The 15,780-nt window shown below is 66.9% G+C and carries 17 protein-coding genes; 12 read left to right on the forward strand and 5 right to left on the reverse strand.

Going from position 1 to position 15,780, the window contains the following annotated elements; all coding sequences use genetic code 11:
* Positions 1-46: 46 nt before the first annotated feature.
* Entirely contained in the window at positions 47-622 is a 576-nt protein-coding gene (gene ssb / locus QFZ47_RS14645; protein WP_307656321.1) for a single-stranded DNA-binding protein, read from the forward strand.
* 232 nt (positions 623-854) lie between these two features.
* Positions 855-2,741 carry a sensor histidine kinase gene (locus QFZ47_RS14650; protein WP_307658941.1) on the forward strand — a complete coding sequence of 629 codons (1,887 nt, stop codon included), beginning with the start codon at positions 855-857 and terminating at the stop codon, positions 2,739-2,741.
* A 12-nt stretch (positions 2,742-2,753) separates the two neighbouring features.
* On the opposite strand, the gene QFZ47_RS14655 is transcribed toward QFZ47_RS14650, so the two are convergent.
* Together QFZ47_RS14655 and QFZ47_RS14660 are read right to left on the reverse strand one after the other, a co-directional pair.
* Positions 2,754-3,182, reverse strand: coding sequence for a GFA family protein (locus QFZ47_RS14655; protein ID WP_370880578.1), 429 nt, complete (start codon positions 3,180-3,182; stop codon positions 2,754-2,756).
* 40 nt (positions 3,183-3,222) lie between these two features.
* Complete coding sequence (locus tag QFZ47_RS14660; protein ID WP_307656323.1) at positions 3,223-3,936, reverse strand: YebC/PmpR family DNA-binding transcriptional regulator; 714 nt, start codon at positions 3,934-3,936, stop codon at positions 3,223-3,225.
* Between QFZ47_RS14660 and QFZ47_RS14665 the strand changes: the two genes are divergently transcribed.
* The 5 genes from QFZ47_RS14665 to mnmA all read left to right on the forward strand — a co-directional run bounded on the left by QFZ47_RS14665 (position 3,935) and on the right by mnmA (position 7,846).
* The gene (locus QFZ47_RS14665) at positions 3,935-4,222 is read left to right on the forward strand and encodes a hypothetical protein (protein ID WP_307656324.1); all 288 of its coding nucleotides are present in this window, start codon (positions 3,935-3,937) and stop codon (positions 4,220-4,222) included. The genes QFZ47_RS14660 and QFZ47_RS14665 overlap by 2 nt on opposite strands.
* Before the next feature lie 62 nt (positions 4,223-4,284).
* Positions 4,285-4,665 (forward strand): helicase SNF2, encoded by a 381-nt coding sequence (locus QFZ47_RS14670; RefSeq protein WP_307656325.1) that lies wholly within the window; start codon positions 4,285-4,287, stop codon positions 4,663-4,665.
* A gap of 360 nt (positions 4,666-5,025) precedes the next feature.
* Positions 5,026-5,625: a DUF6891 domain-containing protein gene (locus QFZ47_RS14675; RefSeq protein ID WP_307656326.1), complete on the forward strand. Its 600-nt coding sequence runs from the start codon at positions 5,026-5,028 to the stop codon at positions 5,623-5,625.
* An 81-nt stretch (positions 5,626-5,706) separates the two neighbouring features.
* Positions 5,707-6,693: an LLM class flavin-dependent oxidoreductase gene (locus QFZ47_RS14680; RefSeq protein ID WP_307656327.1), complete on the forward strand. Its 987-nt coding sequence runs from the start codon at positions 5,707-5,709 to the stop codon at positions 6,691-6,693.
* Positions 6,694-6,742: 49 nt separating this feature from the next.
* Positions 6,743-7,846 carry a tRNA 2-thiouridine(34) synthase MnmA gene (gene mnmA, locus QFZ47_RS14685; RefSeq protein ID WP_307656328.1) on the forward strand — a complete coding sequence of 368 codons (1,104 nt, stop codon included), beginning with the start codon at positions 6,743-6,745 and terminating at the stop codon, positions 7,844-7,846.
* A gap of 31 nt (positions 7,847-7,877) precedes the next feature.
* On the opposite strand, the gene QFZ47_RS14690 is transcribed toward mnmA, so the two are convergent.
* From QFZ47_RS14690 to QFZ47_RS14700, 3 genes are all read right to left on the reverse strand, one after another.
* Positions 7,878-8,357: an NUDIX hydrolase gene (locus QFZ47_RS14690; protein WP_307656329.1), complete on the reverse strand. Its 480-nt coding sequence runs from the start codon at positions 8,355-8,357 to the stop codon at positions 7,878-7,880.
* 13 nt (positions 8,358-8,370) lie between these two features.
* Positions 8,371-8,805: a DUF4019 domain-containing protein gene (locus QFZ47_RS14695; protein WP_307656330.1), complete on the reverse strand. Its 435-nt coding sequence runs from the start codon at positions 8,803-8,805 to the stop codon at positions 8,371-8,373.
* 88 nt (positions 8,806-8,893) lie between these two features.
* Positions 8,894-9,607: a response regulator transcription factor gene (locus QFZ47_RS14700; protein WP_307658942.1), complete on the reverse strand. Its 714-nt coding sequence runs from the start codon at positions 9,605-9,607 to the stop codon at positions 8,894-8,896.
* A 415-nt stretch (positions 9,608-10,022) separates the two neighbouring features.
* Between QFZ47_RS14700 and QFZ47_RS14705 the strand changes: the two genes are divergently transcribed.
* The 5 genes from QFZ47_RS14705 (at position 10,023) to QFZ47_RS14725 (ending at position 15,780) form a co-directional block, all read left to right on the forward strand.
* The gene (locus QFZ47_RS14705; RefSeq protein ID WP_307656331.1) at positions 10,023-11,153 is read left to right on the forward strand and encodes a Re/Si-specific NAD(P)(+) transhydrogenase subunit alpha; all 1,131 of its coding nucleotides are present in this window, start codon (positions 10,023-10,025) and stop codon (positions 11,151-11,153) included.
* A gap of 38 nt (positions 11,154-11,191) precedes the next feature.
* A complete protein-coding gene (locus tag QFZ47_RS14710; protein ID WP_307656332.1) occupies positions 11,192-11,524 on the forward strand; it encodes an NAD(P) transhydrogenase subunit alpha part 2 in 333 nt (110 codons plus the stop codon).
* Positions 11,521-12,948, forward strand: a complete 1,428-nt coding sequence (locus QFZ47_RS14715; RefSeq protein ID WP_307656333.1) for an NAD(P)(+) transhydrogenase (Re/Si-specific) subunit beta — start codon at positions 11,521-11,523, stop codon at positions 12,946-12,948. Before QFZ47_RS14710 ends, QFZ47_RS14715 begins: the two co-directional genes overlap by 4 nt.
* Before the next feature lie 97 nt (positions 12,949-13,045).
* Positions 13,046-14,725, forward strand: coding sequence for a long-chain-fatty-acid--CoA ligase (locus tag QFZ47_RS14720; protein WP_307656334.1), 1,680 nt, complete (start codon positions 13,046-13,048; stop codon positions 14,723-14,725).
* A gap of 50 nt (positions 14,726-14,775) precedes the next feature.
* Entirely contained in the window at positions 14,776-15,780 is a 1,005-nt protein-coding gene (locus QFZ47_RS14725) for an ABC transporter permease subunit (protein ID WP_307656335.1), read from the forward strand.

The raw sequence follows: 15,780 nt of genomic DNA on the forward strand, positions 1-15,780 counted from the left end.
AGGGTTCTCTTCCTCCTCCTTCATCTACTTATCAGGGGCAGTGCACATGGCATCGGTCAATAAAGTCATAGTCGTCGGCAATCTGGGGCGCGACCCCGAAATGCGTACCTTCCCGAGCGGCGACCAGGTTGCGAACGTTACCGTGGCCACCACCGATCGCTGGAAAGACAAGCAAAGCGGCGAAATGCGCGAAGCCACCGAGTGGCACCGCATCGTCTTCAACGGCCGCCTGGCCGAAATTGCGGGCCAATACCTGCGCAAGGGCTCGCAGGTCTACGTCGAAGGCAGCCTGCGCACGCGCAAGTGGACCGACAAGGACGGCATCGAGAAATACACCACCGAAATCCGCGCCGACCAGATGCAGATGCTGGGCAGCCGCCAGGGCCAGGGCGGCCCGTCGGGCGGTCCCGAGGACGACGGCGGCTATTCGCAGGGCGCGCAGGGCGCGCAGGGCGGCGGTGGCGGCGGCTACTCGCAAGGCGCTGGTGGTGGCGGTGGCGGTGGGTACGCTCCCCGCGCACCGGCCGCGGCAGCACCGCGTGCTCCAGCCGCGGCACCGCGCCAGGCTCCGGCCAAGTCGTCGTCGGGCTTCGACGACATGGACGACGACATTCCGTTCTGAGTTGAATCGCACCGTGGCTGAAGCTGTTCCATCGCTGCTTCAGCCGCGCGGCTTGCCGGGAACGCAGCTGCTTCCGGCTGTTTTTTCCTGAGCCAGACCGGGCAGGCTGCACGCAGATGAGCCTCGCATGAGCCTCGAATTTGCGCGCCGGCTGCTGCACGCGCGGCTGCGCGAACACTTCTCCAGATACCGTCTTGCCTCGTTCTGGGCGAACGGGGTGCTCGTGGTCTCCATGGCGCTGCTGGTTGCCATGGTCGCGTTTTTCAGCACGACCGGCGCGGGACAGGAAACCGCGGCCCTGCACCTGACGCATGCCGATTGGCAGGTGCAAGACGCACCCGGCTTCCGCGCATTGCCTCTTGCCGTGGACGGCAAGGCCCTGCCGGCCGCCTGGCAGCCGGTCGAGCTGCCCCTGGCCCTGCCCATCGCCTTGCTGCGCCAGGCCGATGGCAGCGCATCGACGGGCGCAACCCGCATCACCTGGCTGCGGCTTTCCCCGCGCGGCCTGCCCGCCACTTCGGCGCCGCTCGCGCTGTATGGCGCGCGCATCAAGACGGACGGCGCCATTGCGGTGTATGCCAATGGGCGGCTGGTCCACCGCGCGCAGGTGCAGGGCCCGCTGTGGAACAGCACCCGCACGCCGCTGTGGGTGTTGCTGGGCAAAATGCCCGACGACGCGCCATTGAACGAGATCCTCGTGCGGATGGAACACACGCGAAGCGCGCAGGTGGCGGTTTCATCGATGTGGCTGGGCCCTGTCGAAGCGCTGGAAGGCCGCCATCGCATGCGGCAGTGGCTCCAGCAGGAGCTGCCGGCCATGCTCAGCGCGGCCTTCATGGCCGTGGGCGTGTTCGCGCTGTTCGTGTGGTTCAGGCGCAGCCACGAGACCGGCTACCTGCTCTTCTTCAACCTGGCGACCGCCTCCTTCCTGCGCAGCCTGCATTTCTCCGTGGGCGTTCCGATCGCCAACGACTGGTTCGCCTGGCTCACGGTCAACTCCCTGTTCTGGCTGGTGGCGGTGGTGCACTTCGCGCTGCGCCAGCTGCACGGCCGTCCGCTCAAGTGGCTGACCGGCGCGGTGGTGGTGTGGACGGTGCTGATCGGCGTGCTGACGCTGCCGGGCCCGGCGATCCTGAGGAACACGCCGCAGGTCACGCCGCTGATCTACCTCGGCGCGGCACTCATGGGGGTCGCCGTTGCGCTGGTGGGCGGCGTCAGCGCCTGGCGCCGCTCCAGCGAGGGGCGGCTGGTGGCCGTGGGCATCGGCGTGTGCGTGCTGCTGGGCGTGTCCGACTGGCTGCTGCAGAACAACTTCGTGAGCCCCGAGGGCTGGTACCTGGGCGCCTACACCAACGCGGTCACGTTCAGCGTCTTCGGGGTGCTGATGTACCGGCGCTACGTCAATGCCATTGCCGAGGTGGAGCGGGTCAACGCCAGCCTGGCCCAACGCCTTGCGGCGCGCGAAGCCGAACTCGAGCTCAGCCACCGGCGGCTGCGCGAGGTCGAGAAGAAGCAAACCATCAGCGACGAGCGCCAGCGCCTGATGCAGGACATGCACGACGGCCTGGGCTCTTCGCTGATCAGCGCCATCCGCTCCGTGGAGGGCGGCAGCATGAGCGAGGACAAGGTTTCGCAGATGCTCAAGAGCTGCCTGGACGACCTCAAGCTCACCATCGACTCGATGGAGCCGCTCGAGGACGACCTGCTGCTGCTGCTCGCCACGTTGCGCTACCGGCTCGGTCCGCGGCTCGAGAGCTCGGGCGTGGCACTGCGATGGCAGGTGCAGGAGCTGCCGGCGCTGGACTGGCTGGACCCGACCAGCGCGCTGCACATCCTGCGCATCGTGCAGGAGAGCATCGCCAACATCCTGCGCCATACGCGCGCCACCGAGATCCGGGTGGGCACTGAAGCGCGAGCGTCCGGCGTGCGGGTGAGCATCGAGGACAACGGCCAGGGCTTCGACATCGAGAAGGCCTTGGCCGGCGCCGGCGGGCGCGGCATGCAGAACCAGCAGCGCCGGGCGCAGGCCGTCGGCGGCGAGGTCTCGTGGCGCTCGGGGCCCGGGGGCACGCTGTTCACGCTCTGGCTGCCGCTCGAGCGCGGCGGGCGGGCGGCGTAGCAAGGCCGGGATTCAGCCGGCGTCGGCGTGGCCCGCGTATTGGGGCAGGTTATCGGTGATCGTGAACCAGGGGGCCTTCGAGCCCACGAAGATGTGCGCGCGCGGGCGAATGGATGGATCGTCGGCCAGCGTGCCCAGGGTCACATGCACGAACAGGCCGTCGCGCACCACCGAGTAGAGGAGCGAACCGCACCGGCGGCAGTGCATGTCGCCGGCGTTTTCCTCGCCGAAGACCAGGAGTTCGTCCTTGCCTTCTGCAATGGCCAGCTTGTGCCGCTCGATGCCGGCGAAAGGCTTGAAGGCCGAGCCGGTCGCGCGCCTGCAATCGGCGCAGTGGCAGTTCAGCGCATAGGCAAACTCGTCGGCCACGGTGTAGCGGACCGCCCCGCAGAGGCACTGGCCGGCGAGCGTACGGGTGGCGGCCTTCTCCAGACTGGGCATGGAACCCTCCATCAAAAACAGAGCAGCCGCTGCGGGCGGCTCAGCCCGCCAGGCCCACGTACACGTTCTGCACGTCGTCGTTCGCATCGATGGCGGCCAGGAATACTTCGACTTCCTCGAGGTGTTCCGCGCTGAGGCTGGCCGGATCGACCGGGTTCTTCGGCTTGTAGCCCAGCTTGGCCGACAGCACCGTGAAGCCCTGGGCCGGCAGCGCGCGGCTCACCAGGTCGAGGTCGGTGGGGTCGGTCAGGAACACCGTGGCGCCGCCTTCGCCGGCCGGCTCGAAGTCTTGCGCGCCAGCTTCGATGGCGGCCACTTCGGCATCGGCATCGGCACGCGAAGGTTCGGCTTCGATCATGCCCACATGGTCGAAATCCCACGACACCGAGCCCGAGGTGCCGAGCTGGCCCTTGCGGAATAGCACGCGCATTTCAGGCGCGGTGCGGTTCACGTTGTCGGTCAGGCATTCGACCATCACGGGCACCTGGTGCGGCGCAAAGCCTTCGTAGATCACATGCTCGAAGTGCATCGCCTCGCCGGTGAGCCCCGCGCCCTTCTTGATGGCGCGGTCCAGCGTGTCCTTGGGCATCGAGACCTTGCGGGCCTGCTCCACCACCAGCCGCAGGCGCGCATTCGAGGCCGGATCGGCGCCGCTGCGCGCGGCGATCATGATTTCCTTGGCCAGTTTCCCGAACAGGCGGCCCTTGGCATTGGCGGCCAGGTCCTTGTGCTTTGCTTTCCACTGTGCGCCCATGGCGGATGTTCCTTTTGTGCTGTGTGCGGCCGAAGCGCTGCGCGACCGGCTGGGGGCGACCACTTTAGCCGCAGCGCACGCGGACAGCCGTTTTTTCCAAGTCGCGAAGGCCATCGAACGCCCCTGCTTTCGAGGCGATTGTTTCCTTTCCGTGAACGCCGTGGTTCCTTTTGATAAGGGTTTTTACTTAGAAGACGGCGCACAATTCATCTCACAGACCGGCCCCCAAGCCGATCTGGGTGAACAGGGCCCCGAGCGAGGTGGCCGCCCCCCGACGGGACGGTGACCCACCCAAGACCGGTTCGAAATCATCCAAAGTCAAAACTGAACTGAATTGAAGGAAATCAAATGACCGCCTCGAAGATCCTCTCCGCCGTTGCTGTTGCCCTCATGGCCGTTGCCGGTGCCGCCCACGCCGAAACCTATGAAGGCGTGCATCAGCTGACCTCGGCCGCCAGCCGCGCCGATGTCGCCAGCCAGGCCGTGGTTGCCGCGCACAGCGCCAACCCGTATGCCACCGGCGCCAATGCGGGCCCGGCCCAGGTGTTCGTTTCGTCCGCCAGCCGCGATACGGTTCGTGCAGAAGCCGCTGTCGCGGCCCGCAGCGCCGATCCGTACGCCGAAGGTGCTTCGTCGGGCGTCGCCCCGATCGTTGCCGGCACGGTGGACCGCGCCACGGTGCGTGCCGCAGCCCGCGCTGCTGCCCGCGGCGACGCACTGCCGCTGTAATCGGTCCCGGGCGCTCGGCGAGCGCCAACCGCCAAAGCCGGCCATGCGAAAGCATGGGCCGGCTTTTTGCCATTGGCCGCACGCGCGGCGGCGGTCGGCCGGGCTCGGCGTGGTTGATTTGCCACGCGCGCAAATGCTTTCGCCTTACAAATCGGTGGCCGCCTTCGCGGGCGGACACCGGGCTTTGGCTGCGGCCCGGTACGATGGTGTCCGCCGCGGCAGGGCTGGCCGACCGCGGGTTCGATGGCCTTCCCGTCCGCAAAATACCCGTAACGTGAGCTGCACCCTGGTTCTGAAAGACGCTGCCGGCCGGTTCGAAGCCGATGCCTTCGCGCGCCCGGCAGGTTGAACCGCGCACCCATGGCCCTCACGCTCGACCCCGAAGACACGCGCGCACGCATCCACGGCCTGGCGTGGTGCGGCTTCCATCCCGACGGCGATATCGGATGGATGATCACCGACGAGTACCTCGACCCCGACGAGCTCACGCCCGAAGACCGCGCCTGGGTCAAGGCCGAGGCGGCGCGCGCCTGCGCCGCCAAGCGTGCCGCCGAGGCTTCGTGGCCCGCGCAGACCGAATACGACCGGCTCGAAGCAGTCTTCGCCCAGCTGCGCAGCGAGAAGATCATTGCGCTGCACCGCGCCGGCAACTCGCTGGCCGACGGCCACGACGATGTGCGCGAGCAGTGGCGCGCCGCGGGCCGGCTCGCCTCGGGCATCCGCGGCTGCTGCTTCTATCACGCGCAGGACCTCGACACCGCCGTGCGCACCGGCCGCCTCTACCTGGCGTTCAGCGGCGGCATGATTCCCGAGATCGAGCAGCGCGAGGCCAACACCATTGCGGTCGGCCGGCGCATCGTCGAGCTGCTGCGCGCGGCCGGCTTCGGCGCCCAGTGGAGCGGCAACATCAACGAGCGCATCGAGGCCGACCTGGGCCAGTGGCGCAAGCGAAGCCCGTAGCCGCCTCGCGTCAGCAGCCCTAGCAGAGCGCGCAATGGCTTGCACGAGCAGGGATCGCCGGATCGCGCCATCATCCGGCCCATGATTCCGTTCTCGATCCTCGACCTCTCCCCCATCACCGAAGGCAGCGACGCCGCGCAGTCGTTCCGCAACTCGCTGTCGCTCGCGCAGCACGGGGAGAGGCTGGGCTACCAGCGCTACTGGCTGGCCGAGCACCACGGCATGCCGGGCATCGCGAGCGCGGCCACCGCGGTGCTGCTCGCCTACGTGGGCGCCGGCACGTCGACGATCCGCATCGGCGCGGGCGGCGTGATGCTGCCCAACCATTCGCCGCTGGTGATCGCCGAGCAGTTCGGCACGTTGGAGTCGCTCTATCCGGGGCGCATCGACCTGGGCCTCGGCCGCGCGCCCGGCTCCGACCAGCGCACCGCGCGCGCGCTGCGCCGCAACCTCGAATCCGATGCCGACCAGTTTCCGCAGGACGTGGTCGAGCTCATGGACTTCATGTCCAAGGCACCGCAGCAGCCCGTGCGCGCGGTGCCGGGCGCGGGGCTCGAGGTGCCGGTGTGGATTCTCGGCTCGAGCACCTTCGGCGCCCAGCTGGCCGCGCACCTGGGCTTGCCCTACGCCTTTGCCTCGCACTTCGCGCCGCAGCAGCTGATGCAGGCGATCCAGATCTACCGCGAGACCTTCAAGCCGTCGGCGCAGCTGCAGAAGCCCCATGTGATGCTGGGCTTCAACGTGTTCGTGGCCGACACCGACGAAGAGGCCGAATTCCGCGCCACGTCATGGCAGCAGGCCTTCGTGAACCTGCGCAGCGGCCGGCCGGGGCGCCTGCCGCCGCCGGTCGAGGGCTATCGGCAGAAGGTCGGCCCGGCCGAGAACGCGCTGCTCGACTCGGTGCTGTCGTGCTCGGCCGTGGGCTCGCCCGCCCGCGTGCGCGAAGGCGTGCAGGCCTTCATCGAGCGCACGGGCGCCGACGAGCTGATGATCACCTCGCAGGTGTTCGACCACGCGGCGCGGCTGCGCTCCTACGAACTGCTGGCCGGCTTGCGCAGCCAGGGCTGATTCCCCCACGCCGGCCGCCCGGGCGCGGGGCTGGGACAATGGCGGGCTTATGGCAAAGCAACGGATCGTGGTGGGACTGAGCGGCGGGGTCGATTCCGCGGTCACGGCGCACCTGCTCAAGCAGCAGGGGCACGAGGTGGTCGGCATCTTCATGAAGAACTGGGAAGACGACGACGACAGCGAATACTGTTCGTCGAACATCGACTTCATCGACGCCGCCAGCGTGGCCGACGTGCTGGGCATCGAGATCGAGCACGTCAACTTCGCGGCCGACTACAAGGACCGCGTGTTCGCCGAGTTCCTGCGCGAATACAAGGCCGGCCGCACGCCCAACCCCGACGTGCTGTGCAACGCCGAGATCAAGTTCAAGGCCTTCCTCGACCATGCGATGCGCCTGGGCGCCGGGAAGATCGCCACCGGCCACTACGCACGCGTGCGGCTGAACGAGGCCACGGGCCGGCACGAACTGCTCAAGGGGCTCGACCCTTCCAAGGACCAGAGCTATTTCCTGCACCGGCTGAATCAGGCGCAGTTGTCGAAGACGCTGTTTCCCGTGGGCGAACTGCACAAGACCGAGGTGCGCCGCATCGCGGAAGAGATCGGCCTGCCCAACGCGAAGAAGAAGGATTCCACCGGCATCTGCTTCATCGGCGAGCGGCCGTTCCGCGAGTTCCTCAACCGCTACATCTCGAAGGAACCGGGCCCCATCAAGGACGACCGCGGCCGCAAGCTCGGCGAGCACCAGGGCCTGAGCTTCTACACGCTGGGCCAGCGGCAGGGGCTGGGCATCGGCGGCGTCAAGGAGAAGGGCGCGCAGCGCGGCTCGGGCGACCATTCGCCGTGGTTCGTGGCACGCAAGGACATCGAGAAGAACACGCTCTGGGTGGTGCAGGGCCACGACCATCCCTGGCTGCTGTCCCCGGCGCTGGCGGCCGGCGATGCGAGCTGGGTTTCGGGCGAGGCGCCCGCGCCCGGCCGCTATGGATCGAAGGCGCGCTACCGCCAAGGCGACGCCGCCTGCGAACTGGAAGAAAGCGGCGACGCGGCGAGCTTCAGCCTGCGCTTCGGCGAGCCGCAATGGGCCGTCACGCCGGGGCAATCGGCCGTGCTCTACGACGGCGAGCGCTGCCTTGGCGGCGGGGTCATCGTCTGAGCGCCTGAGGCCGGCCCACCAGAGCCAGCCGTCAGCGCAGCGATTCGTGCACGTGGATCAGCTCGAGCGGATACCGCTTGCCGGCCAGGTGGTCTTCGACGCACTGCAGCAGCAGCGGGCTGCGGTGCCGCGGCACGCTGGCGCGGATTTCGTCGGCGCTCATCCAGACCGTGCGCACGATGCCTTCGTCGAGGGCTCGGCCTGCTTCCTTCGCGCCGAGTGTGCCGGCAAAGGCAAAGCGCAGGTAGATCACGTCTTCCTTGCTGCCCGTGCGATGGCTCGAGCGCGCCATGTAGATGCCGATCAGCGCGGTGGGCGTGAAGGCGTGGGCGGTTTCCTCGAGGGCTTCGCGGGCGCAGCCTTCGACGGGCGATTCGCCGGGGTCGAGGTGTCCCGCCGGGGTGTTGAGCCGCAGCCCCTGGGCCGTGTGCTCCTCGACCAGCAGGAAGCGGCCGTCCTGCTCGATCACCGCGGCCACGGTGACATTGGGTTTCCAGCGCGGGTTGGTCATTGTCTCGGGCACTTTAGCGCAGCACGTAGCCGCTGAAGCGCCAGATGCGGTCGCGATCGAGATGAAAGCTCACGAGTTCGCGCAGGGTGCCATCCGGCTTGTTGCTGAAACGGGTCTCGTACTCGATGCTGACATACTGGCCGGCCGTTTCGGAATCAGGGTCGGCCACGGCCTGGCGGTTGAGCGCCACCCAGGTCCGCTGCAAGGGCGCGCCCAGCGGCGAACGGCTCCTGGAAACCTTGGCGGCAAAGTCGGTGCGCGCGATGCGCTTGCGGGTTGCGGACGTGGCACCGTCCCAGAGTTCCTCGGTCTTGCCCTGGTCGATCATCTGGACGGCCCGCATGCCGCCCTGCACCATGTCGCTGGCTTCCACATCCTGCGCGGCGGCCGTGCCGAAGACGCCCCGGCACAGTACGGCGGCCAGCAGCAGCCTCGTGAGAACTTTCATCGACTTCGCTCCTTGTGAGGCCCCCAGGAGACCCAAAGCCGTTTGGAGCCCGTATCGCGGCGGAGATTCCCCGCGGATTGAAAGCTCCTCAGCGCGTGAGGCTTTCCGGCAGTGTGTTCGGCTCGACCGTCTCCAGCCGGTAGCCCAGGCCGTAGATGGCCAGCAGCAGGAAGCCGCTCGCGGGTCCCAGGCCGAGCTTGGTCCGCAGGCGGGAGACGTGGGTGTCCAGCGACCGCGACAGGGCCGCCGCGCCAGCGCCCCACACCGCCTCATGCAGATGCTCGCGCGACAGCAGCCGGCCGAGGTTCTGGAACAGGAACAGCGCGAGCGCGTATTCGCGGTTCTTCAACTCGACCTGTGCGCCATTCACCTTGAGGACCCGCGCGCGCGGGTAGAAGTGATAGGGGCCGAAAACCAGTTCCGCCTCGTGCTGCGCGGGATAGGACCGGCGCAGCAGCGCGCCGACGCGGGCTTCGAGTTCGGTGGCGCGAACCGGCGCGACCATGAAGTCGTCGGCACCCGCATTGAGCCCTTCGACCACGTCGGTCTCGTCGCGCGTCGTGGTCACGAAAAGAATGGGCGCACGGCTTCGGAGCTCGTTGCGGGCGGTCTTCACGAGCTCGATGCCGCGGATGTCCGGCGGGTGCCAGTCGAGGATCAGAAGATCGAAGGTTTGCCGGCGCAGCGCCTGGAGCAAGGCGTGCCCTTCTGTGTACGAGTGACATTCGTGGCCGAGCCCCGACATCGCTTGGGTGATCAGCTGAAGCTGATCGGCTTCGTGATCGAGTATCGCAATACGCATTCCATCCCCTTCTTCCTGCCGAATTTGCCTCTGCGGGCTTTTGAGTGAAAGAAGTGTATCTATCTGCGTCTTCGGGAAAAAGCCTTCGCGCAACTAATGCACGAAATGAACGTATCTTTCTAGCAGTTGAGAGCAATTGCAAACAAATACGTGCTTATTGGCCGCAAGAGGGTGGCGGGCGCAGGTGCGTGGCGGCCGGGGCACCCAGCCTGCGGAGATCCGGTGCCGGGAAACAACCAATGCCCGGGTGCGCCGGTCCGATGCGATGGCTTCGCTACCATTTATATAGCTACACATGCAATGACTACGGTCATCAAGAGGTGAACAGGCGGTGGATTTAGGCGACGGCGGCGCCGTAATCTTGCTGTAAGCTCTGCCCGCATTCCCGTATTGCCCTTGCCCTGAGGAGATCTCTATGCTGATAGGCGTGCCTGCCGAGACGACGGCTGGCGAAACCCGTGTGGCCGCAACGCCCGAGACGGTGAAGAAACTGGTCGCTTCGGGCCACGCGATACGCGTGCAGTCGGGGGCGGGCATCGCAGCCAGCGTCACCGATGCCGCCTACGAAGCCGCCGGTGCCGAGATCGTCAACATGAACGCCGCGTTCGCGGCCGACATGGTGCTCAAGGTGCGCACGCCCAGCGACGCCGAAACCGCGCTCATGAAGCCCGGCACCGTGGTCATCGGCATGCTCAACCCCTTCGATGCCGTGGGCCTGCAGCGCCTGGCCACGGCCGGCCTCACGGCCTTCGCGCTCGAAGCCGCACCGCGCACCACCCGCGCCCAGAGCATGGACGTGCTTTCCTCGCAGGCCAATATCGCGGGCTACAAGGCCGTGATGATCGCGGCCGACAAGTACCAGCGCTTCTTCCCGATGCTGATGACCGCCGCCGGCACCGTGAAGGCGGCGCGCGTGGTCATCCTGGGCGTGGGCGTGGCGGGCCTGCAGGCCATTGCCACTGCCAAGCGCCTGGGGGCCGTGATCGAAGCCTCCGACGTGCGCCCGAGTGTCAAGGAGCAGATCGAATCGCTCGGCGGCAAGTTCATCGAGGTGTCCTACGACACCGACGAAGAAAAGGAAGCTGCGGTCGGCGTCGGCGGCTATGCCAAGCCCATGCCCGCGAGCTGGCTCGCGCGCCAGCAGGTCGAAGTGGCCAAGCGCGTGGCGCTGGCCGACATCGTCATCAGCACCGCGCTCATCCCGGGCCGCGCGGCGCCTACGCTCATCACCGAGGACATGGTCAAGGCCATGAAGCCCGGCTCCGTGATCGTCGACATCGCCGCCGGCAAGGGCCCCGAGGGCGTCGGCGGCAACTGCCCGCTGTCCGAAGCCGACCAGACGGTGGTCAAGCACGGCGTGACCATCGTCGGCGAAACCAATCTTCCGGCGCTGGTGGCGGCCGACGCATCGGCGCTCTATGCGCGCAACGTGCTCGACTTCCTCAAGCTCATCGTCACCAAGGAGGGCGGCCTGAAGATCGACCTCGAGGACGACATCGTCGCCGCCTGCCGCGTCGCGCACGACGGCCAGGTCACGAAGAAATAAGCCGCCATCCCACGGCACTCACGCGAGGAGAAGAAATCATGGATCCCGTTTCCCATACCGTCATCAACCTCATCATCTTCGTGCTGGCCATCTACGTGGGCTACCACGTGGTGTGGACCGTCACGCCCGCGCTGCACACGCCGCTGATGGCCGTGACCAACGCCATCTCGGCCATCGTGATCGTGGGCGCCATGCTGGCGGCCGCGCTCACCGAGACCACGCTGGGCAAGACCATGGGCGTGCTCGCGGTGGCACTTGCGGCGGTGAACATCTTCGGCGGCTTCCTGGTCACGCGGCGCATGCTCGAGATGTTCAAGAAGAAAGAGAAGAAGACTGCCCCACCCAAGGCTGAATCGGGAGCCGCCCAATGAGCATGAACGTCGTCACGCTGCTGTACCTCGTTGCGAGCGTCTGCTTCATCCAGGCCCTGAAGGGCCTCTCCCATCCCACCACCTCGATCCGCGGCAACCTCTTCGGCATGGCCGGCATGGCCATTGCGGTGGTCACCACCGGGGCGCTGATCTACAACCTGGCCGGCGGCCACCTGATGGGTCTGGCCTGGGTGCTGCTGGGGCTGGTGGTCGGCGGCGGCTACGGCGCCTACCGCGCCAAGACGGTCGAGATGACCAAGATGCCCGAGCTGGTGGCCTTCTTCCACAGCATGATCGGCCTGGCGGCGGTGTTCATTGCGGTCGCGGCCGTGGTCGAACCCGCGGCCATGCTCGAAGGCATCGCCAAGGGCGCGGCCATTCCCGCCGGCAACCGGCTCGAGCTGTTCCTGGGGGCGGCCATCGGCGCCATCACCTTCAGCGGCTCGGTCATCGCCTTCGGCAAGCTCTCGGGCACCTACAAGTTCCGGCTGTTCCAGGGCGCGCCGGTGCAGTTCGCGGGCCAGCACATGCTGAACCTCGTGCTCGGCCTGGCCATGATCGGGCTGGGGCTGGTGTTCATGGCCACCGAAAGCTGGCCGGCCTTCTTCGCGATGCTGGCGCTGGCCTTCGTGATGGGGGTGCTCATCATCATCCCGATCGGCGGCGCCGACATGCCGGTGGTGGTGTCGATGCTCAACAGCTACTCGGGCTGGGCGGCCGCGGGCATCGGCTTCAGCCTGAACAACGCGATGCTGATCGTGGCCGGTTCGCTGGTGGGCTCGTCGGGCGCGATCCTGAGCTACATCATGTGCAAGGCCATGAACCGCTCGTTCTTCAACGTGATCCTGGGCGGCTTCGGCGGCGAGGCGGTCAGCGCGGCCGGCGCCGCCAAGGAGCAGCGCCCGGTCAAGAGCGGCAGCGCCGACGATGCGGCCTTCGTGCTGGGCAATGCCGAGACGGTGGTGATCGTGCCGGGCTACGGCCTGGCCGTGGCGCGTGCCCAGCATGCGGTGAAGGAACTCGCGGAGAAGCTCACGCAAAAGGGCATCACCGTCAAGTACGCGATCCACCCGGTGGCCGGCCGCATGCCGGGCCACATGAACGTGCTCTTGGCCGAGGCCGAGGTGCCTTACGACCAGGTGTTCGAGATGGAAGACATCAACGGCGAGTTCGGCCAGGCCGACGTGGCGATCATCCTGGGGGCCAACGACGTGGTGAACCCGGCGGCGCTCACCAAGGGCAGCCCGATCTACGGCATGCCGATTCTCGAAGCCTACAAGGCCAAGACGGTGATCGTGAACAAGCGCTCCATGGCGGCGGGCTACGCCGGCCTGGACAACGAACTCTTCTACATGGACAAGACCATGATGGTCTTTGGGGATGCGAAGAAAGTAGTGGAAGATATGGGCAAGGCCATCGAATAGGCCGAAGGTCCAGCCCGCATTGCGGGCACGATCATCGCGGCGCCATTTCGTGCGCCGCTTTCGTTTCAAAAACACGCGATTCCGAGGAGACACACCCATGACCGACCGCCCCTGGCTCAGCAGCTATCCGCAAGGCGTGCCCGCCGATATCGACGCTTCGCAGTATTCCTCGCTGGTCGGCCTCATGGAGGAGAGCTTTGCAAAGTACGCCGACCGCACGGCCTACAGCTTCATGGGCAAGGACGTCAGCTATGCGGAGACCGACAAGCTGAGCAAGGCCTTCGGCGCCTACCTGCAGGGGCTGGGGCTGGCCAAGGGCGACCGCGTCGCGGTCATGATGCCCAACTGCCCGCAGTATCCGATCGCGGTCGCGGCCATCCTGCGCGCCGGGTTGATCCTGGTGAACGTGAATCCGCTGTACACGCCGCGCGAACTCGAGCACCAGCTCAAGGACTCGGGCGCGAAGGCCATCGTCATCATGGAGAACTTCGGCACCACGCTGCAGAAATGCATCGCGGCCACGCCCATCAAGCACATCGTGCTCGCCGCCATGGGCGACCGGCTCGGCTTCCTCAAGGGCGCGCTGGTCAACTACGTGGTGCGCAACGTGAAGAAGCTGGTGCCGCACTTCAGCCTGTCGGGCGCGGTGCGCTTCAACGACGCGCTCGACCAAGGCGCGGGCCGCACGCTGCAGGCGCCGGCCATCGGTCCCGACGACGTGGCCGTGCTGCAGTACACCGGCGGCACCACCGGCGTTTCGAAGGGGGCCGTGCTGCTGCACCGCAACGTCATTGCGAACGTGCTGCAGTCCGAAGCCTGGAACGAACCCGCGATGGCACAGGTGCCGGCCGGCGAGCAGCCCACGAGCGTGTGCGCGCTGCCGCTGTATCACATCTTTGCCTTCACCGTGGGCATGATGCTGAACATGCGCACGGGCGGCAAGCTGATCCTGATTCCGAATCCGCGCGACCTCGCGGGCGTGCTGAAGGAACTGTCCAAGCACACGTTCCACAGCTTTCCCGCAGTCAACACGCTGTTCAACGGCCTCGCGAACCACCCGGACTTCAACACCGTCAACTGGAAGAACCTCAAGGTCTCGGTGGGCGGCGGCATGGCCGTGCAGGCGGCGGTCGCGAAGCTCTGGCTCGAGAAGACCGGCTGCCCGATCTGCGAGGGCTATGGCCTCTCGGAAACCTCGCCCTCGGCCACCTGCAACCCGATCAACAGCAAGGCCTACACCGGCACCATCGGCCTGCCGCTGCCGAGCACCTGGCTCAGGCTGCTCGACGACGAGGGCCGCGAAGTGTCGCGGGGCCAGCCCGGCGAAATCGCGATCAAGGGACCGCAGGTGATGGCCGGCTACTGGCAGCGGCCCGACGAAACCGCCAAGGTCATGACGCCCGACGGCTACTTCAAGAGCGGCGACATCGGCGTGGTCGACGAGCGCGGCTACTTCAAGGTGGTCGACCGCAAGAAGGACATGATCCTGGTCTCGGGCTTCAACGTCTATCCGAACGAGGTCGAGGACGTGGTGGCGCAGATTCCGGGCGTGCTCGAATGCGCGGCGGTCGGCGTGGCGGACGACAAGACCGGCGAAGCCGTCAAGCTCGTGATCGTCAAGAAGGACGAATCGCTGACCGAAGCGCAGGTGCGCGAATACTGCAGAGCAAACCTTACGGGTTACAAGCAGCCGCGAACCGTGGAGTTTCGTACCGATCTTCCGAAAACGCCGGTCGGAAAGATCCTGCGGCGCGAGCTGCGCGACCTAAAGAAGTAAGGGTTCGGCCCGGGTAGGGCCGCGGCATCGATCTTGCATATTGCGGATCGATGCTTCGCTTCCTCCTCACGCGCGTGAGCTTGCTGGTGCCGACCTTCATCGGCATGACGCTGCTTGCGTTCTTCCTCATCCGGCTGGTGCCGGGCGACCCGATCGAAACCATGGCCGGCGAGCGCGGGATCGACCCCGCGCGCCACGCCCAGCTGCGCACGGCCTACGGCTTCGACAAGCCGGTGATCGTGCAGTACGGCATCTACATCGGCCGCGTGCTGCATGGCGATCTCGGCAAGTCGATCATCACGCAGGAGTCGGTCGCGAACGAGTTTCTCGCGCTGTTCCCTGCCACGGTCGAGCTTGCCGTGTGCGCGATTGCCTTTGCGCTGCTGCTGGGGCTTCCGGCGGGCATCCTGGCGGCGGTGCGGCGCAATTCCATCTTCGACCATGGCGTGATGGCCACCTCGCTGACCGGCTATTCGATGCCCATCTTCTGGTGGGGGCTGCTGCTGATCCTGTTCTTCTCGGTGCAGCTGGGCTGGACGCCCGTGTCGGGCCGCATTGCGGTGCAGTACTTCATCGAACCCGAAACAGGCTTTCTGCTGATCGACGCGCTGCGCGCCGGCGACACCGGCGCCTTCTGGTCGGCGCTGCATCACCTGATTCTGCCGGCCATCGTGCTCGGCACCGTGCCGCTCGCGGTCATCGCGCGCATGACGCGCTCGGCCATGCTCGAGGTGCTGGGCGAAGACTACATCCGCACCGCGCGCGCCAAGGGGCTCTCGCGTTTTCGCGTGGTGGGGCTGCACGCGCTGCGCAATGCGCTGATTCCGGTGGTCACGGTGATCGGGCTGCAGGTGGGCGTGCTCTTCACGGGCGCGATTCTCACCGAGACCATCTTCTCGTGGCCCGGTGTCGGCAAGTGGCTCATCGAGGCCATCGGCCGGCGCGACTATCCGGTGCTGCAGGGCGGCATGCTGCTGCTGGGCGGCATCGTGATGGTGGTCAACCTGCTGGTCGACCTGACCTATGGCGTCATCAACCCCAGGATCCGGCGCTGA

The sequence above is a fragment of the Variovorax paradoxus genome (genome assembly GCF_030815975.1).
Classification (GTDB): domain Bacteria; phylum Pseudomonadota; class Gammaproteobacteria; order Burkholderiales; family Burkholderiaceae_C; genus Variovorax; species Variovorax paradoxus_N.